The sequence below is a fragment of the Streptomyces sp. NBC_01197 genome, assembly GCF_036010505.1.
Lineage (GTDB): Bacteria > Actinomycetota > Actinomycetes > Streptomycetales > Streptomycetaceae > Streptomyces.
On sequence record NZ_CP108569.1, the window covers coordinates 5,129,536 to 5,148,583 of the forward strand.

The following is a 19,048-nucleotide window of genomic DNA, read 5'->3' on the forward strand; positions in this document are numbered from 1 at the left end:
TTCGTTACGTCCGGGGCCTCCGAGCGGTCAGGGCCGGCGGAGATGTCTGGAGTGTCAGGGATGTCGGGAGTATCAGGGATGTCAGGGCTCTCCGGCCAGGCCAAAATGCCCGAGCAGGCCGGCCACCGCTGGGACGACGGGTTCATCGCCCGGCGCGCCGCCGACCGCGGCGACAGCGCACCGGGCACCGCACGCGACTTCAGCCTCGGCCCCCTGCCCGAGTCGTACGAGGACTTCCCGCGCTCCGTCTCGTACGGCGCCGAACTGCGCGCCAGGCTGGACGCGCTGCGGGAACTGGTCGGTCTCTCCCGTACGCGTCTCGACGGCCCGACGCTGGCCGAGGCCGGGCGGGTGCTGGACGAGGCGTCGGCCCGGCAGCGGCTCTCCTCGCAGCACACCGTGGTCGCCATCGCGGGCGCGACCGGCAGCGGCAAGTCGACCCTCTTCAACGCCCTTGCCGGGGTGGCGATCTCCGAGACCGGGGTGCGCAGGCCCACCACCTCGGCGCCCCTCGCCTGCAGTTGGACGGACGGCGCCGCCGGGCTGCTCGACCGGCTCGCCATCCCGGGGCGATTGCGCCGCAGGCCCTGGATGAGTGCGGGACCCGGCGACGAGCTGCACGGGCTGGTCCTCATCGACCTGCCGGACCACGACTCGGCCGTGACCGCGCACCGCGACCAGGTGGACCGCGCGATGGCGCTGGTCGACGCGGTGATCTGGGTGGTCGACCCGGAGAAGTACGCGGACGCCGCACTCCACGACCGCTATCTCAGGCCGCTCGCGGGCCACGCCGAGATCACCTTCGTGGTGCTCAACCAGATCGACCGGCTGCCCGGCGAGGCTGCCGACCAGGTGCTCGACGACCTGCGGAGGCTGCTCGACGAGGACGGCATGGCGCTGGGCGAGCACGGCGAGCCCGGGGCGACCGTGCTCGCGCTGTCGGCGCTCACCGGTGAGGGGGTGGGCGAACTGCGGGAGCTGGTCGGCCGGTTCGTACGCGAGCGTGGTGCCCCGGCGCGGCGGCTGGCCGCCGATGTGGACGCGGCGGCGGACGACCTGAGGTCGGTGTATGTGGCCGAGGGTCACGCCGGGCTCGGAGAGCTGGCGCGTGAGCAGTTCGGTGACCGGCTCGGCGACGCGGTCGGCGCCCTGGCCGCGGGCGAGGCCGCGGAGCGCGAGTGGAGCCGGAACGCGGTGAAGGCGTGCGGAACGCCGTGGATGCGGATCTGGCGCTGGTACGAGTCCACGCGCGCGCCCGGCGGCCCTGAACCGGTACCGACGGAGCCCGGCCCGGGGCCCGGGGGCACCGAGGCCACTGCCCGGCAGGAAGTGGAGCTGGCCGTGCGTACGGTCGCCGACGAGGCGGCCGACGGGCTTCCGGCGCCCTGGGCGCAGGCGGTGCGCGAGGCGGCCGCGCGCGGGGCCGAGGGGCTTCCCGAGGCCCTGGACGAGCTGGCGGTGACCACCGTCGCGCAGGAGCCGGGGGGCCGTTCGGGGCGGCCCGCCTGGTGGCCGGCGGCCGTGCTGGCCCAGGTGATGACCACCGTGCACCAGATTCTGGGTGTGCTCTGGCTGCTGGGGGTGATGGTGGGCGTGCTCGACGTCGCTCCGCTGACGCCCGTCCTGGTGATGCTGGCGGGAACCGTGGGCGGCCCGCTCGTGGAGTGGGCGTGCGGGATGGCCGTACGGGGGCCCGCGCACCGGTATGGGCAGGAGGTGGAGCGCAGGCTGCGGGAGGCGGCCGCCGCGTGCGGCAGGGCGAAGGTGCTCGATCCGGTCGCGGCCGAGCTGGTGCGCTATCGGGAGGTGCGGGAGCAGTACGTGACGGTGAACGGGTTGTCCACAACCGGCAAGTAATCCACAGGCGCGAGCGGAGCGGGCCCTCGCCGGGGCAGCATGGGAACCGGATCAGCAACCGGTGGCAACCGGAAGCATCCGCGGGGCCGTTACGGGACGGCCCCCGCAGGACCATGGCGGGACGGGGGAAGGCAGGGCTCATGAACGACACCTTGGTGACATTGGTGGGAAATGTGGCGTCGCAGCCTGAATACCGGGATTCGGTCACCGGAGGAAGGGTGCGATTTCGCTTCGCGGTCACCGCACGCCGCTGGGACCGGCAGAAACAGGTCTGGGCCGACGGGCCGACCAGCTTCTACACGGTGTGGTCTTGGCGGTCGCTGGCTGCGAATCTGGCTGGATCCGTGTCCCTGGGCGAACCACTCGTCGTACACGGCAGGTTGAAGGTGCGCGATGAGGACAAGGACGGACAGCGCAGATTCTCGGCGGACATCGAAGCGCTTGCGGTGGGGCACGATATGACGCGTGGAACCAGCGCTTTCAAGCGTGTAGCCAGGGCTGATGCGTCTCTGACGGAGCGCCCCAAGGACCTGGTGGCCTGAACGGGGCCAGTGTGGCACCTAGGCGCCATCGGGCCCTCAGAGGTGGCGATTTGTCGAAATGGTCGGGTCGCGGAGGGGATTCACGGTAACGATTCCGATTCGGAATGGTTATCAGACGCCTTGTATGGAGAGCGAGTTGCTCCTGCGTCCTTAGGATTCCCAGATACTCACGGGGCATTTGAGTCTGCCGGCGAGGAACTTCCCCCACGCGCGCCATGATGCGCATCGCGCGAAGAGTCCTCGCCCGAAGGGGAATTCTGTGTTTTCTGCGGTTTCTGCGGTTTCTGTGTTCTCTGCGGGATCTGGTTCTCGCATACGGCGGCTGGGTACCTCCCGGCTGGCCGCCGCGGCCCTGGCTGCGGGGCTGGTCGCCGGTGGCGCGATGGCAACGGCCACGCCTGCTCTGGCCGACGACTCTCCCACCACCACCTCCTCCGGCGTCACCGCCACCCTGGACAACCCCGGGGTGTCGGTCGGGGACAAGGTCGTGATCGATGGCGCCGACGAGACGGCCGGGCTCTTCGAGCTCAAGGTCGACGGCGGCGGGTCCATCAAGACGTACTGCATCGACCTGCACAACCACACGCAGGCCAACACCTCCTACAATGAGGTCACCTGGGGCCAGTCCTCGCTCGCGGGCAACAAGGACGCCGGCAAGATCCGCTGGATCCTGGAGCACTCCTTCCCGCAGGTGACGCCCGCGTCCCTCGGCGCGAACCTCAACGTCACGCTGACCGACGCCACTGCCGCCGCCGCGACCCAGGCCGCGATCTGGCACTTCTCGGACCACGTCGACGCGGTGCCGAAGGACGAGGCCGGCCGGAAGCTGACCGAGTACCTGGAGAACTCCGCGGTCAACGTCGCCGAGCCGGCCGCGTCGCTCTCGCTCGGCCCCGCCGATGTGGCGGGCCACCCGGGCGAGCCGCTCGGCCCGGTGACGGTCTCCACCAACGCCGCCAGGGCAGAGGTCTCCCTCGCCCCGGACGCGCCGCAGGGTGTCACCGTCGTCGGCAAGGACGGTAAGCCCGTCACCAGCGCGGTCAACGGCACGCAGCTGTTCTTCAAGGTCCCGGCCGGTACGCAGCCCGGCTCGGCCAAGCTGAACGTCACCGCGCAGACCGCGGTGCCGATCGGCCGGGCCTTCGTCAGTGACTCCAAGAGCCAGACGCAGATCCTCGCGGGCACCAGCACCGCTTCGGTCAGCGCGGTCGCCACGGCTAACTTTGCCAGCAAGGGCGCCGTCCCGGCCCTCTCCGCCATGAAGGACTGCGCCAAGGGCGGCGTGGACATCACCGCCGCCAACAAGGGCGATGAGGCGTTCACCTTCGAGCTGGCAGGCCAGAAGCACACGGTCGAGGCAGGCAAGTCGCAGACGGTGACCGTCCCGGTCGCCGAGGACCAGGCCTACGACTTCACGATCAAGGGCCCGAACGGCTTCGAGAAGCGTTTCCAGGGCGTCCTCGACTGCAAGACGGCCGGCAGTACGCCCGCCCACAGCGGCACCCCTTCCCCGAAGCCCAGCGCTGCCTCGGCGGGCGGCAGCACCTCCGGTACCAACGGCGGCGGCCTGGCCGAGACCGGCAGCTCCAGCTCCACCCCGGTGATCGCCGGTGTCGCGATCGCCCTCGTGGTGCTCGGTGGCGGCGCGGTCTTCATGCTCCGCAGGAAGAACAGCACCGCGGGTCAGTGACCCGGGACCGGTCACCGGAGAGCGGTACTCCCGGTGACCGGACCGCGAGCGGCCCGACTGCGGGCGGCCGGACTATGGGCGGCCGGGCTGCGAGCGGTAAGTGAAGCGAGTGAGTGGCCACCGGACAGGATGGCCATGGTGGTACAGCGGCTCCGGTACGCCTCGGCGTACCGGAGCCGTCTGCCGTCGTCCGCACCCCGGGACGCTGCCGCATCGCGCGAAGCCCGCTCGGCATACTGCCTTCGCCAGATCACCGCGATACGCAGGAGGAGTTATGGCAGGCAATTTCAAGACCGTCATCGACGTGGGCGCGGACCACCTCGACCAGGCCCGAGCCATCGACCGGGTGTTCCAGGAGGCGATTGCCCCCGCGACCGTCAACTTCGACTTCGACAACATCCGGGAGGCCGCCGCCGCCATACCCGACGGAGCAATCGTCAAGATGATCCGCGGCTGGGGGCTTCAGGAGCACGCCGCGATGGGGGTGATCGTGCTCTCGCTGAAGGAGGCTGTGCGCCAGGCCCTGCCGGATGCGCTCGCCGATGCTGCGTTCTGGGACACGATCGATGAGGAGTTCGTGCGCGCCTTCACCGGCCTCGGCGCGCAGGAGGGCGAGCCCGGGCTCTCGTTCTACGAGGAAGGCGTGGAACGCACCAGCTTCTACCGGGACCTGTTCTTCGCCCTCCAGGACGAGGAGACCGGGGCAGGGGTGTACGCCATTGCCTTCTGTGTGGACGCGACCATCGGCCTGGACAAGACCCGGGTCGGTGCCCTGAAGATCTCGGATGTCGCCCCGTTCGTGGTTCGGCTCAATGCGATCGTGGTGCGTCAGGAACTGCAGCCGGCTGCCTGACCGCCTTCCTGACGGGCAGTAGCCCCGTCCGCCCGGCCCGCCGTCCCGGGCCGGCCGGCCCGATGGCGGGCAGTACCGCTGCGCTTCGCAGCTCTCGCCCGGTACCGGAGCCCGGTTCGACCGCGGCCACATTCCCGAACCGGTCGGACCGCTACGGCTTCTTCGGTGTCAGTTCCGAGAGGGCCGGCGGGGCCGAGAGGGTCTGCAGAGCTCGGACGAACGCGTGCCGATCCGCGGTCGGCAGTAGCAGCAGGAACTCCTCCTCCCGTCGCTGGATGGCCGATTGCGTGGCATCGCGCAGCCGTTGCCCCTCGGCGGTGAGCGACAGCAGCCGCGCCCGCCGGTCGTGTGGGTCCGGTCGGCGGCGGATCAGCCCCCGGGTCTCCAGACCGTCGAGCACGCCGATGATGCGGGTCTTGTCCGCCCCGATCGCCTCGGCGAGTGCGCTCTGGGTGCGGATCGGTTCTTCGTCGAGCCGCAGCAGTACCGCATATGCCCACATGGTCAGACCGTGCGCGTCGAGGATCGGCTGTTCCGCGGCCATCATGGCGCGGCCCAACGGCACGACCATCGCCGCCAGGTCGGGGCGACGATCGGGGCGGCTCGCCCGATCTCCGGACAGGGCGCCGTGGGCGGCAGTGTTCCCGGCTGTGTTCTTGGCTGCTTTCTCGGCCATGCACAAGAAAATACGCCTTGACAGATCATGTGCACGAGCAGATCGTAAGCGTATGCCTACCAACTTCGAGGACACCGGGAATTTCGGGAACTGGGAAAGCCTCAGGAAGCTCCATACGGGGGCTGTGCGGGACAGTGCGTCGCTGGTGAGCCGGGTGTCTCCCGCGGATCTGGCCCGGCCCACACCGTGCTCGGCGTGGACCCTGACCGAACTGCTCGTCCATATGACAGCCCAGCACCGAGGGTTCGCGGCGGCCGTGAACGGTCACGGCCAGGACCCGGCGAACTGGTCGCACCACCCGCTCGGCGAGGATTTCGCGGCGGACTACCGGCACGCATCGGATGAGGCCATCGCGGCCTTCGCGGCCGTGGACCGGCCCGACCGCGCGTGTGTGCTTCCCGAGGTAACGGAAGCCCGGACGTTCCCCGCCGTCCAGGTGCTCGGCTTCCATCTCATCGACTATGTCGTCCACGGCTGGGACGTCGCCCGAACCCTGGACCTCCCGTTCGACCCCGACCCCGACGTGCTGCGAGCCGCGCTCCCGATCGCCGGGGCGGTCCCGCAGGGCGACCACCGCCTCGCCCCCGGTAGCGCCTTCCGTCCGGCCCTGGCCACGGACGGCGATGCGAGCACCCTGGACCGCATCCTGACGACGCTGGGCCGTTCACCGTCCTGGCACGCCACACCGCCCGCCCGCGGAGAAGTTCCCCGGGACCGCTGACGTACACGACGGCGACCGGCAGTGCCAGGCCGTGCCCGGGTGGCCGCCTGCCCCGGGACCGCAGTGAAATCCCAGGTCAGAGCCCACCGGCGATACGGGTTTCCGCCCGGCGGTGGCTGTCAGGCAAGATGGGGTGTATCTGCCCACACATCTAATGCCGGACGGTTTCTCTTGGCTGAGTTCATCTACACCATGCGCAAGACGCGCAAGGCGCACGGCGACAAGGTGATCCTCGACGACGTCACCCTGAACTTCCTGCCCGGCGCGAAGATCGGTGTCGTGGGCCCCAACGGTGCCGGTAAGTCCACGGTCCTGAAGATCATGGCCGGCCTTGAGCAGCCCTCCAACGGTGAGGCGTACATCTCGCCCGGATTCAGCGTCGGCATCCTCATGCAGGAGCCGCAGCTGGACGAGTCGAAGACGGTCCTGGAGAACGTGCAGGACGGCGCCGCCGAGATCATGGGCAAGCTCAAGCGCTTCAACGAGGTCGCCGAGCTGATGGCGACCGACTACACCGACGCGCTCATGGACGAGATGGGCAAGCTCCAGGAGGACCTGGACCACGCCAACGCCTGGGACCTCGACGCCCAGTTGGAGCAGGCCATGGACGCCCTGGGCTGCCCGCCCGGCGACTGGCCCGTCGTGAACCTCTCCGGCGGTGAGAAGCGCCGCGTCGCGCTCTGCAAGCTGCTGATCGAGGCGCCCGACCTGCTGCTCCTCGACGAGCCCACCAACCACCTCGACGCCGAGTCGGTGAACTGGCTGGAGCAGCACCTCTCGAAGTACCCCGGCGCTGTGGTGGCCGTCACTCACGACCGGTACTTCCTGAACAACGTCGCCGAGTGGATCCTTGAGCTCGACCGCGGCCGCGCGCTGCCCTACGAGGGCAACTACTCCACGTACCTCGACAAGAAGGCCGCCCGCCTCAAGGTCGAGGGCCGCAAGGACGAGAAGCGCGCCAAGCGGCTCAAGGAAGAGCTGGAGTGGGTCCGCTCCAACGCCAAGGGCCGTCAGACCAAGTCCAAGGCCCGTCTCGCGCGTTACGAGGAGATGGCGGCCGAGGCCGACAAGATGCGGAAGCTGGACTTCGAGGAGATCCAGATCCCGCCGGGCCCGCGGCTCGGTTCCATCGTCGTCGAGGTCGAGAACCTCTCGAAGGCCTTCGGCGACAAGGTCCTCATCGACGACCTGTCGTTCACGCTGCCGCGCAACGGCATCGTCGGTGTCATCGGCCCGAACGGCGCGGGCAAGACCACGCTGTTCAAGATGATCCAGGGCCTGGAGACGCCGGACAACGGCGCCATCAAGGTCGGCGACACGGTCAAGATCTCCTACGTCGACCAGAGCCGCGCCAACATCGACCCCAAGAAGACGCTCTGGGCGGTTGTGTCGGACGAGCTGGACTACATCAACGTCGGCCAGGTCGAGATGCCTTCGCGGGCGTACGTCTCCGCCTTCGGCTTCAAGGGCCCGGACCAGCAGAAGCCGGCCGGTGTCCTCTCCGGTGGTGAGCGCAACCGCCTCAACCTGGCGCTGACGCTCAAGGAGGGCGGCAACCTGCTGCTCCTCGACGAGCCCACCAACGACCTGGACGTCGAGACGCTCTCCTCGCTGGAGAACGCGCTGCTCGAATTCCCGGGTGCGGCCGTGGTCATCTCCCACGACCGCTGGTTCCTCGACCGCGTCGCCACGCACATCCTGGCGTACGAGGGCGACTCCCGGTGGTACTGGTTCGAGGGCAACTTCGAGTCGTACGAGAAGAACAAGATCGAGCGCCTCGGTGCCGACGCGGCCCGTCCGCACCGTGCCACGTACAAGAAGCTGACGCGAGGCTGACCGTGCGGCACATCTACTCCTGCCCCCTGCGCTGGTCGGACATGGACGCCTTCGGGCACGTCAACAACGTCGTCTTCCTGCGGTATCTGGAAGAGGCGCGGATCGACTTCATGTTCCGGCTGGCGCCGGGGGACGGTTCGCCGTCGTTCTCCGGCGGTTCCGTCGTGGCCCGCCACGAGATCGACTACGTGCGCCCGCTCGTGCACCGGCACGCGCCGGTCACCGTCGAGTCCTGGGTGACGAAGATCTCCGCCGCGTCGCTGACCATCGCGTACGAGGTGAAGGACGAGGACCAGGTGTACGTACGGGCGTCGACGGTCGTCGTCCCGTACAACCTGGAGGCGCAGCGTCCGCGGCGGATAACCGCCGAGGAGAAGTCCTTCCTCCGGGAGTATCTGGACCAGCCTGGAGTGCTCGCCGCATGACGGGGCTCCCGGCGCGGCTGGCTTTCGCCGACGCCGGGGAGGCGGCCGATCTCGCCGCCTTCCTGGCCCGGCTGATCCACTACGACCGTGCGGCGGCGGTGCGGCTGCAGGCACGGGCGGACGGCGGTACGGGGCAGAGCCTGGCCGTCTTCGGTCGCCCGCCCTCGTTCGAGGTGCTGGCCGTGCGGACAGCACGGCTGGCCGCCCCGGCCGAACTGGACTTCACCGTCTCGGCGGGTGAACTGCTGGAATCCATCGACGAACGGGGCGCCACGGCCACCGTTCCCGCTGCTGTCACCGGCCCGCCCTGGGCCGGTCTGCTGCCGCCCCGCAGCGGCTGGCGGCAACTGCCGGGGCTGCCGTCGCCCGATGCGCTGCACTCCGCGGTCGCGGCCGTCGTTGCCGAATTCCGGGTACGTACCGAGGAGTTGCCGGCCGACCGGCGCACCCGTGCCGAACTCGACCGGATCGGGCGGGAGATCTGGTCCCGGCCGGTCGGCGACACCGCCCTCCCGGTCCGCGCGGCACACGCCGCCCAGTCGCTCGGCTTTCTGCGCCCGGTACGGGTGACTGTCCCCGGCCTCTCCCCCGGCGGGGCCGACCACCCCGGCCCGTACACGCTGCTCTGCGCCGGCTCCTGGCTCCGGCTGCGCACCCCGTATGGGTCGACCGCCGTCCGTGAGGCATCCGCACTGGGCGGGCTCAGCGTCACTCCCAGGTAGCCCGGCCGGCCCTGCTGCCAGGGCCCGCCCACCCGTGTGAGGTGGGCCGCCTTCCTGGGGCGGGTAGGTGGTTCCGGTCAGCCGTCGGTGTTGACCATGGAGGCCGCCGCGTAGGTGAGGTACTTCCAGAGCTGCCGCTCGTGCTCCTCGGCCAGGCCGAGTTCGTCGACGGCCGCCCGCATGTGCTTCAGCCAGGCGTCATGGGCCGCCCGGTCCACCTGGAAAGGGGAGTGCCGCATCCGCAGCCGGGGGTGACCGCGGTTGTCGCTGTAGGTGCGGGGGCCGCCCCAGTACTGCATCAGGAAGAGGGCGAGCCGCTCCTCGGCAGGGCCGAGGTCCTCCTCCGGGTACATCGGCCGCAGCAGGGGATCTCCGGCGACGCCCTGGTAGAAGTGGTGGACCAGGCGCCGGAAGGTCTCCTCGCCGCCGACCTGCTCGTAGAAGGTCTGCTCCTGAAGCGTGCCGCGCGGGATCTCTGTCACCCCTCCATGGTCGCAGACGGCACGGCGGAGGTCTGCGGTCCTGAGCCTTCCGTCTTGAGCAGGGCGCGCTGGGGACTTCTCGCCGGGCTGGGGGTCCTTTCGCGGGGCTGTCCGGCAGCACCTGGCTGTTTCGGGTTCGCCTCGCGGGGCGGGACGCAGCAGAGTGGAGATATGGGCGCAGACCAGGCATTGCGGGCGGCGCTGGTGCGGGAGATCGCGGAGAGCGGCGCACTGGCGGATCCGGCCTTGCGGGACGCGTTCGCCGAGGTGCCGAGGCATCTCTTCGTGCCGTACTACTTCGTGGACGGGGTGGGGCGGCGGGCGCGGTTGTGGGGCGAGGATCCGGACATCGTGCGGCGCAGGCGCTGGCTGGAGGGTGTCTACACCGACCAGCCGCTGGCCACCCGGATCCGGGACGGCGAGCTGATCTCGTCCAGCAGCCAGCCCTCGCTGATGGCGCGGATGCTGGACGGGCTGGCGCTGCGGGACGGTGACGCCGTGCTGGAGATCGGGGCGGGCAGCGGGTACAACGCGGCTCTGCTGGCCCACCGGCTGGGCGACTCCCGGGTCACGACCGTCGACATCGACCCGGAGATCACCGAATCGGCGCGCAGCCATCTGTCGGCCGCCGGTTACGCCCCCGCCGTCGTCACCGGGGACGGGGCGCTGGGCTGCCCCGCGCGGGCGCCCTTCGACGCGATCATCGTGACCTGCGCGCTCCCGTCCGTACCGAGGGCCTGGCTCGCGCAGTGCCGGCCAGGGGCGCGGATCCTCGCCCCGCTCGCGACCGGACTGATCGTGCTGCGGGTGCGGGACGAGCGGCATGCGCAGGGGCGATTCCTGGATACGCCCGCGTACTTCGTACCGCTGCGCGGAGCGACGGAGGCCGGGCCGGTGCCGCGCAGCGGCGGGCTGCCGCCCAGCGTGCTGAACGACGCGCTCTTCCGCTTCGTGCTCACTCTGACGAGCGGCAGCCTCGATCCGGTCGAGGCGTACTCCCTCTGGGAGCGCGAGGGGCGTCCGCAGCGGGAGCGGTTCGGGGTGACGGTGAGCGGGGAGCACGAGTGGGCCTGGCTGGACGACCCCGAAGGGCCGTACGCGTGGCCGCTCGTCCCCCCGGCTCACCGTCCGGTGACTACTGCCCCCGGTGGATCCTGATGGTCGTCCAGGCACCGACGTGCACCCGGTCGCCCTCCTGGAGCGGGATCGGCACATAGGGCGGGATCGGGTCCTCGCCGCCGTTGACCGTGGTGCCGTTGGTCGAGTTCTGGTCGACCACCGCCCAGGATCCGTCGGGCTGCTGGACCAGGACCGCGTGCTGGTGCGAGACCCCCGGGTCCTCGGGCGGCACCGACAGGTCGATGTCGGGTGACTCGCCCGTGGAGTGCCTGCGGCGGCCGATGGTGATCTGGTTCCCGTCGAGCGGAAGGCGCTGCTCGGGGGAGTAGGCGGGCAGATTGAGCCCGGTGGCTTCGGGGCCACTGCGCTGCATCATCGCCATGAAGTACTCACGGTCGGGGCCGACCGTGGCCGACCAGCCCGCCGTCGTCGGGGCCTCTCCGGTCGGCTGACCGGGCTGACCGGGGTGGCTCGGGCGGTCGGGCGGCGGCTGGCCCGGCCCCTGCTGCGGCTGCGGGGACTGGGGCTGGGGCGGCTGGGACTGCGGGGGCTGGAACTGCTGCGGCGGCGCCTGCCGGCCCGGCCCCTGTGGCTGGCCCTGCGGGTGTCCGGGGCCCTGCGGCTGTCCCTGACCCGGCCCCTGCGGCTGGGCGCGGGACGGCGGCGGGAGCAACCAGTCGTCCGCTTCCCGCTGCTCGGCAGGGTGCGGGGGCTGCGGCGCCCTCGGCGGCTGCGCGAACGAGGGCGGCGGCGGAGCGGACTGCTGCTGATACGGGGGAGGGGGCGGCGGAGGCGGCGGGACCGCCTGGCCGCTCGGGGCGTTCGTCAGCGGCTCGGCGGGACGGTTGACCTGCGAGGGCCGCGAGCTCTGGTAGTCGAACGAGTCCGGCGGCCTGGGCGGCTGCTGCTGGGACTGGAAGCCCGGCGGCAGATTCGGGGCCACCGGCGTGTACGAGGTGGCGGTGTTGGTGAGGAAGTTCCAGCGGCACTCCTCGCAGAACGGCGCCCCGGCCTCGCGAGGCGTACGGCACTGCGGGCAGAGCTCTGCCTGGGCGGTGGCATTCGGCGGGTAGCCGTAACCGGCCGCCGGGTTGCGGCCCGGCGGAGGCTGCGGGGGCGCCCCGCCGCCTGCGTACGGCGGGGGCGGCGGGGGAGGCGGCGGCACGGCGCCCATGCGGTGGCCGCAGACCTCGCACCAGTCGTCGGATCCCGACTGGTGTCCGTTCGGGCAGGTCGGCATGGAGTCGCTTCCCCCTCTCCTCGTCCGGCCCTGAGGCCGCAAAACGTCACTTCTGCTGCTTGTGGTGCTTTTCTGTTACTTCTTGGCTACTTCTTGACGCGAACTGTCTTGGTGGAGCGGGTTTCGAGGGTCATCTCGTCCGCCTCCGCCACCTTTGCCTTCAGTCGCACAGTACCGGTCGCTTCGTCGACGACGTCCACCACCTTCGCGAGCAGTTTCGCAGTGTCCGCGTTCCCCGAGGCTGCCGCAAGCTGGACCGCGCGGCCGAGCTTCGCTGTCGCTCCGTCCAGATTGCCCGACTTGCGGGCATCCAGACCTTGTTGGATGGCCTGTGCCAGTTCAGCCTGCCCCGTGTAGTGCGCGACCTGCGGGTTGATCGAGGTCGAGGCGGCCATGTCGTCCGTCCACACCGCGCGCACCAGGCCCTGCGAAAGCGTCTGCGGCGCACCTCCTGAGGGGTCGGGCAGGACGAGCGAGACCCGGGCGGCGAGCATCTCCTGGCCGATTCCCGCTTCCGGCACCTGGACGCACACGTGGTAGTCGCGCGACTCGTCCCCCCACGAGCCGGTCGGGTAGTCCCCGGCGCGGGGACCGGCCTCGGTGCGGCGGTCCGTCAACTGCTCGACGCTCGGCGCCACTTGCTTGACGTACTTGATCTCCACTCCGACGGGCGTCCAGAGTCGCAGCGCGACATCTGCGACCTCCTTGCCCATCGCGTTCTCCATCATCTGTGTGAAGTCGGCCGAGAGACCTGAGGGGTCGGCCACGATGTCGGCCGTGCCGAGCAACGCCGACGCGATACCGGTGACCTCCTTGACCTCCCAGTCCGTACCGACCCCGCGGGCGTCACAGGTGAACCGGCCGGCCGCGGCGTCCAGCGAGGCCCGCAGATCCTCCGGCGCCTCATGCTCGTTGCGGCCGTCGGTCAGCAGGATGCCGTGCCGGATCGGCGGTACGGCGCCGCCCGCCGAGTCGGGGGTGTTCAGCAGCCGGTCGGCAAGGCGCAGCCAGGTGCCGATCGCCGTACCCCCGCCGGCGCTCAGCTTGCGCAGGGCCTCCCCGGCCTGGGCGCGGGTGGCCCGGTCGGCGACGGCGAGCCGGCCGTTGCCCGGATAGATGTCCTTCGCCACATGGGTGCCCGCCACCACTGAGAACGCGGTGCCGTCCCGCAGTGCGCCGATCGCCGCCGCCGTCGCTTCCCGTGCGTTGCGCATCTTTGTCGGCGGGTAGTCCATCGAACCCGAGCAGTCCACCATGATCACCACAGCGGCGGCCGGTGCCTGCCCTGGCGGCGATGTGGACGCGGAACTCGCACCGGTGAGTGCGGAGCCGCTGGTTCCGCCCCCGGTCGAGGTGACCGTGACGATCGCGTTCACCTCGCGCCCGCCCTCCGGGAGGAACTCGTTCTGGTACACGTCGACGGAGAATTGCGGCACGTTGGATTTGGAGAAGTTGGCCATCTGACGGGCTCCTTGACGACAACGCGGCAATTTCAAGAGAGTTAACGAGACAGAGTGGCCTTCACGCGTTCAGCCCTCACGCCCTCACGCCTTCACGCCTTCACGCCTTCACGCCTTCACGCCTTCACGTGGGCGGAGCCTGCCCTCTGCGGAGGGAGGGGGAACGGCACGACAGCCACTGTTACGTTGTCGTGCCCCCCGCCGTCGAGCGCGTGGCCGACGAGTACCTGCGCGCTGTGCAGGGCCCGGGTGGCCGCGTCAGGCGGGACGATCCGGGCCATCTGCTCGGCCGACTCCGCGTAGTTCCACAGGCCGTCGGAGCAGACCACGACCACACCCGACCGGTCCGGTTTGAACGACGCCGTGTGCGGCTCCAGTTCGTATGCGTCGGCGCCGAGCCAGCCCGTGATGGCGTGGGCCCGTTCGTCCGCGTACGCCTGTGCCTCGCCCATCAGCCCGTTGGCGACCATCTGCGCCGCCCACGAGTCGTCCTCGGTGAGCCGGGACGGATGGGCGGTGCGGTCGTCCGGCACCCAGTACACCCGGCTGTCGCCCACCCAGCCGACGACGAGCAGTGCGCCCACCGTGATGGAGGCGACCAGGGTGCAGGCCGGGGCGTTCTGATGGCGGTGCTGGTCGTGCTCCATGGCGCCGGCCGGCTCAGTGGCCAGGGCGTTGACCGCCTCCGACGCGGCGATGATCGCCTCGTGCAGGGCCTGCTGGGGATGGGTGCCCGTCGGCAGGGCGGTCAGCAGCGCCTCGTTGGCCGCCGCTGCCGCAGCGGCTGATGCCTCGTCGGGGCGGGTCGCCGACGACACCCCGTCACAGACGATCGCCACGGTGGCGGCCGAACCGTCCGGCAGGCCCACCGATGACACCGCGAACGCGTCCTCGTTGCGGTGGTGGCGCAGCCCGCGGTCGCTCACCGCGGCCACCGCATCCAGCTCCTGTTCCATGTGGTCACGTTCGCGCGGCTGGGCGTGGCCGCAGTTCTCGCAGTAGCCGTCGCCGTCGATGCGGCCTGTGCGGCAGGCGACGCAGACCTTTGTGCCGGGTGCCGACATGCCCTGCGCGGCACCTTCCGCCGTGGCGGCCGACACAGCGCCCGCGGCCCGGGGGTCCGGCGCAGGCAGCGCGTACTCATCGGGCGCCGGAGGGCCGTCGAACCGTACGCCCGCGGGCAGTTCATTGCCGTCCGACGTGACACCCGGCAGATCGGACCCCGCCTGTACGGGCGCGGGACTGCCGGAGCTGTCCTGGTCGGCGGCGGCCGGCCAGGCGGTGTGCGGGACACCCGCCGGGCTCGCGCCGCCGCCGGCGTTCGCCGGGTGGCCGCCCGGCGGCTCGGGCGCCGCCGACAGGTCGTACCCGCACGCGCCGCAGAACAAGTCGCCGGGCTCCAGCGGCTCCTGGCAGCTGGGGCACGTGGCCAGATTCGTCTGGGACATCAATTCACACCCACGTCCGGGGGCGGAAACGGTTGGCCCGTTCCACCAGGTCGATCCTCTCCTCGCCGCGCTGGGCGAGCCGGGCGAGTACCCGGTACGAGCGTTCGAGTCCGAAGCGCAGGCCACGCTCGTCGAGTGGACTGCCGAGCAGGGTGGCGGACTGCACCACCTGGCCGCCCCGGCCTCCGGAGAGTACCCAGTCCAGGGCGGTGCCCAGTACTTCGGTGCCGAGCTGCTCCCGCCGCACGGCGTCGAGGCCGAACTGCTGGAGCGCGGTCACCTGGTCCGCGGCCGACCGCAGGTCGTCCACCAGGGGGTCGGTCGGGACACGGTGGCGCAGCCGGGCGCGCACCGCGGCAACGCGGGCCGCCGTGTAGTGGATCGAGGTCTCGGGGACCGACTCCAGCGTGTGTACGGCCGCGGCGCGGTCACCGGCCGCGAGCTGCACTCTGGCGAGGCCGAACGCCGCGCTGACGTAGCTGGGGTCGGTCGTCCACACGAGGCGGTAGTACTCGGCCGCGTTGTCCAGCTGACCGAGCACCTCCGCGCAGACACCGAGCGCCAGCTTCGGCGCGGGCTCACCGGGGAACGCGTCGTAGATCGCGTCGAAGGACAGCGCTGCCGTCTCCCGGTCGCCGGTGACGAGCGAGGCGAGACCGCGGTACCAGACGACCCGCCAGTCGTGGGGGTACTCGGTCTCCAGGCCCGTGATCATCTCGACCGCGGTGTACGCGTCCCGGCTGTCGAGCAGGGCCCGTACGTGACGGAGACTGCGCTCAAGCGACGGGGTGGGCGCGGACTCCAGCGCGGTGATCAGCTCGCCGGGTGCCGCCGCCATCAGGCTCGCCAGAAGACCGGCGTGCGGGTCGTGCGGGTCGATGCGCGGCACGGGCAGCGCCAGCGCGGTGGGGCCTGCTTCGAGCCCGGCGAGGTACTGGCCGGAGGTGCCCGCTGCCGGGCCGGCGGCAGACGGGGCGGCGGGCACCCGCGGCGCGGCCGGTTCCGGCCGGCGCGGTGTGGGAAGGCGGGCCCCCTCGCCGCCGTTGCCCCGGATTGCCTTCGGGCCACGGCGTCCGGCGGGCAGTCCGCGTGCGCCGAGCAGGGACGCGTCCCCGGTCAGCTCGGCGAAGAGCGTGGTGTCGGTGACCCGCACCTCGGGCCCGAACAGCGTCGACAGCGAAGGCCGCGGCCGTCCCGTCTGGACGGCGACGACCTCCCGCAGCACACCGGTCAGCTGCTCCGCCATCTCCGCTGCCGATGCGAACCTGCGGGCCGGGTCCGGGTCCGTGGCCCGTACGAGCAGCCGGTAGAACGACTCGTACCGCCGGAACACCTCGATGTTGTCCGGATCGGGGAGGCTGTCCGCGAATACGTTCGTATAGCCCTGGAAGTCGAAGGTCAGCACCGCGAGGGTGCGCGCCACGGTGTAGAGGTCGGAGGCGACCGACGGCCCGACCTCGGCGACCTCGGGCGCCTGGTAGCCGACCGTCCCGTAGATGGCCGACTCGTCGTCGTCCATCCTTCGGACCGCGCCCATGTCGATGAGCTTCAGCTGATCCTGCTGCTGTATCGCGTTGTCGACCTTGAAGTCGCAGTACAGCAGCGCCCGGCTGTGCAGATGACCCAGCGCCTCCAGGGTCTCGATCCCGTACGCACAGGCCTGCTCAACCGGCAGCGGGTCCCGCCTGCCCGACGGCCCGCGCCGCTCGTTGGCGATCTCCTTGAGGGACTTGCCGCCGACGTACTCCATGACGATGTAGCCGTCCATGGAGCCGGTCCGCTGATCGAGGTGCTCCACGAAGTTGTAGATGCGCACGATGTTGGAGTGCTCGATCTCGGCGAGGAAGCGCCGCTCCGAGATCGCTGCGGCCATCGCGTCCTGGTCACCCGTGTCCAGCAGGCCCTTGAGCACCACCCAGCGGTCGGAGACGGCGCGGTCGACGGCGAGATAGACCCAGCCCAGACCGCCGTGGGCCAGACAGCCCACCACCTCGTACTGCCCGTGCACGACATCGCCGCTGCTCAGTTTCGGTACGAACGAGTAGGGGTGGCCGCACTTGGTGCAGAACCCCTCCGTGCGCCCGGCCCGCGCACCGCGCGAACGGCCCACCTGGGCACCGCAGTCGGAACGCGAGCAGAACCGCTTCCGCTCCGGCACCTCGGGGTTGGCCATCACCGCGGACTGCGGATCGGGGCGCGGCACATCCGGGATCGAGACGAGACCGGCGCCCAGCCGGTTGCGGCCCGACGAACTCGCCGAAGCCCCGGAGCTGCGCACCGAGACCGAACGCCCCGAACCCAGCCCCGACAGGGAGCGCGAGAGCCGCCCGGAGACCGACCTGCGCGAGGTCGAGGAACGGGACGACGACCGCGCGGAACGGGACGACGACGACCCGGAACCGCCGCGCACCGAAGCGCTGCCGGACCGCGCGCTGTTGCTCCCGCGGCCGCCACCGGCGATCCCGGTCGGCGGTGAACTCACCATGCCGGTCGGCGACACCACCGGCGCCAGACCGCAGGTGCCGCAGTACAGCTCGCCGCCGCCCATGTCCTCATAGCTGCCCCCACACCCGGGCCGCTGGCACTGCTGCTGGTCGCTCATCCGGCATCCCTCACGCGTTCCCCCTGTGGTCGGTGGGCCCGGCCTGTCCCGGGACCAGGACCTCCGCCGTGGCCTGCTGGTAGCGGAGCACCGCCTGTTCGGCGACGCGCAGATCGCACGGCGCGCTCCACAGCATTCTGCGGGCCGCGTCATACCGCTCGATCAGCAGGGGATCCTCCGCCATTCCGTGCCGGGCGACCTTCGCCCGGTACGCGTCGAGCCGGCCCCGCAGCTCCGCACGGACGGCGAGCGGCGCGGTGACCGCGGACAGTGAGTCGCGGGCGCGCCGCAGTTCGTCCTCGGCTTCCCGTTCGAGGGATTCCAGGAGCGGGGAGAGCCGGTGCCACTGGGCGTGCCTGCGGTACTCGGCGGCGGCCCGCAGTTGCTCCTGGAGCACCGTCGAAGGGCCGCTCACCGCGGGCACCTCGGACGCCGCGATCTTCGCCAGCACCTCACCCCGCGCCGATCTGGCCTCGGTGAGCGTGCGGTCCGCGCGCGTCAGTACGTCCCGCAGTCGCAGCAGACGCTGCTCGGCGTCCTGGCGGACGGTGAGTACCGCGTCGATCTCGCGGCGGATCTCCTCCAGGGCGCGGGCCGCCCGGTCGTAGCGCCCGGTGTCGGCACGCCCGCCGCCCGGGGCAGAACTGCCCTGCGTGGGAAGCCAGTAGGCCAGGGGGTCGGATATCACCCCGGCGCGCAGCGCGGCCAGCTCCTGGGTGATCGACTCCAGGTCGTCGCCCGCCGGGTGCTCACCGGGGCGTACGCCGACCGAGTGCGCCAGCGAACGGGTGCGCGCCAGCTCCGCCGCGAGCAGGTCGATCCGGGCGGGTAACGCGGACCACACCGAGTCCGACGCGACGATCATGTCCAGCGACCGCGCGTACAGCTCGTTCATCCGGGTCACCAGCTCTTCGAGCGAGAAACGCTCGGTGAGCCCGGCGGGCCCCCTGAGGGCGGCCGGGAGCTGGGCGGCGGTGCTCGCCAGGGTGACGCCCCGGCCGCGCAGCACATCGGTGAGCTCGGCCAGGTCGTCCTGGCTGGGCCAGCGCCGCCGGGAACGCAGCGTACGGGCCTCCTCCAGCGCCTTCGCGTACGCGTCGAAGTACGTCCAGAGCACGGTGATCGACTGCTCGGTGGCGGCCCAGCGGTCCTTGGTGACCCCTGCCAGCTCGGCGCCTTCGAGGAGCCGGCGCCCGGCGTGATCCTGCAGAGCGAGGAGCGAGGTCTCGATGGCCTCGTGCTCCGCGCCGAGCCGCGCCAGCGCACGGTCGACCTCGTCCCGGTCCAGCACCGGCCCGGGGGCGCTTCCCGGCCCGCCGGGGCTGGGGAAGAATCCCGCGACGCCCATCGCTCACCTCACCTCTCCGCTCCGCTG

At 71.1% G+C, this 19,048-nt stretch carries 16 protein-coding genes; 9 read left to right on the forward strand and 7 right to left on the reverse strand.

Features of this window, described 5'->3' with window-relative positions:
• Positions 1-78: 78 nt before the first annotated feature.
• The 4 genes from OG452_RS23505 to OG452_RS23520 all read left to right on the forward strand — a co-directional run bounded on the left by OG452_RS23505 (position 79) and on the right by OG452_RS23520 (position 4,942).
• Entirely contained in the window at positions 79-1,857 is a 1,779-nt protein-coding gene (locus OG452_RS23505) for a GTPase (RefSeq protein WP_442810081.1), read from the forward strand.
• 140 nt (positions 1,858-1,997) lie between these two features.
• The gene (locus OG452_RS23510; RefSeq protein WP_327297564.1) at positions 1,998-2,399 is read left to right on the forward strand and encodes a single-stranded DNA-binding protein; all 402 of its coding nucleotides are present in this window, start codon (positions 1,998-2,000) and stop codon (positions 2,397-2,399) included.
• Positions 2,400-2,781: 382 nt separating this feature from the next.
• Positions 2,782-4,089 carry a Cys-Gln thioester bond-forming surface protein gene (locus tag OG452_RS23515; RefSeq protein WP_327297565.1) on the forward strand — a complete coding sequence of 436 codons (1,308 nt, stop codon included), beginning with the start codon at positions 2,782-2,784 and terminating at the stop codon, positions 4,087-4,089.
• Positions 4,090-4,363: 274 nt separating this feature from the next.
• On the forward strand, positions 4,364-4,942 hold the full coding sequence (locus tag OG452_RS23520; RefSeq protein WP_327297566.1) for a Type-2Aa cytolytic delta-endotoxin: 579 nt from the start codon (positions 4,364-4,366) through the stop codon (positions 4,940-4,942).
• 151 nt (positions 4,943-5,093) lie between these two features.
• Here OG452_RS23520 and OG452_RS23525 read toward each other — a convergent pair whose 3' ends face one another.
• Positions 5,094-5,618, reverse strand: coding sequence for a MarR family winged helix-turn-helix transcriptional regulator (locus tag OG452_RS23525; RefSeq protein WP_327297567.1), 525 nt, complete (start codon positions 5,616-5,618; stop codon positions 5,094-5,096).
• 52 nt (positions 5,619-5,670) lie between these two features.
• Between OG452_RS23525 and OG452_RS23530 the strand changes: the two genes are divergently transcribed.
• From OG452_RS23530 to OG452_RS23545, 4 genes are all read left to right on the forward strand, one after another.
• Entirely contained in the window at positions 5,671-6,339 is a 669-nt protein-coding gene (locus tag OG452_RS23530) for a TIGR03086 family metal-binding protein (protein WP_327297568.1), read from the forward strand.
• A 171-nt stretch (positions 6,340-6,510) separates the two neighbouring features.
• Positions 6,511-8,175, forward strand: a complete 1,665-nt coding sequence (ettA, locus tag OG452_RS23535) for an energy-dependent translational throttle protein EttA (RefSeq protein WP_327297569.1) — start codon at positions 6,511-6,513, stop codon at positions 8,173-8,175.
• A gap of 2 nt (positions 8,176-8,177) precedes the next feature.
• Complete coding sequence (locus OG452_RS23540; RefSeq protein WP_327297570.1) at positions 8,178-8,600, forward strand: acyl-CoA thioesterase; 423 nt, start codon at positions 8,178-8,180, stop codon at positions 8,598-8,600.
• Positions 8,597-9,322 carry a hypothetical protein gene (locus OG452_RS23545; RefSeq protein ID WP_327297571.1) on the forward strand — a complete coding sequence of 242 codons (726 nt, stop codon included), beginning with the start codon at positions 8,597-8,599 and terminating at the stop codon, positions 9,320-9,322. The genes OG452_RS23540 and OG452_RS23545 overlap by 4 nt, the downstream gene beginning before the upstream one ends.
• 77 nt (positions 9,323-9,399) lie before the next feature.
• Here the strand turns inward: OG452_RS23545 and OG452_RS23550 are convergent, their stop codons facing one another.
• Positions 9,400-9,804 carry a globin gene (locus OG452_RS23550; RefSeq protein WP_327297572.1) on the reverse strand — a complete coding sequence of 135 codons (405 nt, stop codon included), beginning with the start codon at positions 9,802-9,804 and terminating at the stop codon, positions 9,400-9,402.
• Between the two features lie 171 nt (positions 9,805-9,975).
• On the opposite strand from OG452_RS23550, the gene OG452_RS23555 reads away from it, so the two are divergent.
• A complete protein-coding gene (locus OG452_RS23555; protein ID WP_327297573.1) occupies positions 9,976-10,962 on the forward strand; it encodes a methyltransferase domain-containing protein in 987 nt (328 codons plus the stop codon).
• Here OG452_RS23555 and OG452_RS23560 read toward each other — a convergent pair.
• The 5 genes from OG452_RS23560 to OG452_RS23580 all read right to left on the reverse strand — a co-directional run bounded on the left by OG452_RS23560 (position 10,940) and on the right by OG452_RS23580 (position 19,021).
• On the reverse strand, positions 10,940-12,163 hold the full coding sequence (locus OG452_RS23560; protein WP_327297574.1) for an FHA domain-containing protein: 1,224 nt from the start codon (positions 12,161-12,163) through the stop codon (positions 10,940-10,942). The genes OG452_RS23555 and OG452_RS23560 overlap by 23 nt on opposite strands.
• 86 nt (positions 12,164-12,249) lie before the next feature.
• Positions 12,250-13,623 (reverse strand): vWA domain-containing protein, encoded by a 1,374-nt coding sequence (locus OG452_RS23565; protein WP_327297575.1) that lies wholly within the window; start codon positions 13,621-13,623, stop codon positions 12,250-12,252.
• 116 nt (positions 13,624-13,739) lie between these two features.
• A complete protein-coding gene (locus OG452_RS23570; protein WP_327297576.1) occupies positions 13,740-15,071 on the reverse strand; it encodes a PP2C family serine/threonine-protein phosphatase in 1,332 nt (443 codons plus the stop codon).
• Between the two features lie 4 nt (positions 15,072-15,075).
• The gene (locus tag OG452_RS23575; protein ID WP_327297577.1) at positions 15,076-17,673 is read right to left on the reverse strand and encodes a serine/threonine-protein kinase; all 2,598 of its coding nucleotides are present in this window, start codon (positions 17,671-17,673) and stop codon (positions 15,076-15,078) included.
• A 10-nt stretch (positions 17,674-17,683) separates the two neighbouring features.
• On the reverse strand, positions 17,684-19,021 hold the full coding sequence (locus OG452_RS23580) for a hypothetical protein (RefSeq protein ID WP_327297578.1): 1,338 nt from the start codon (positions 19,019-19,021) through the stop codon (positions 17,684-17,686).
• Positions 19,022-19,048: the final 27 nt, after the last annotated feature.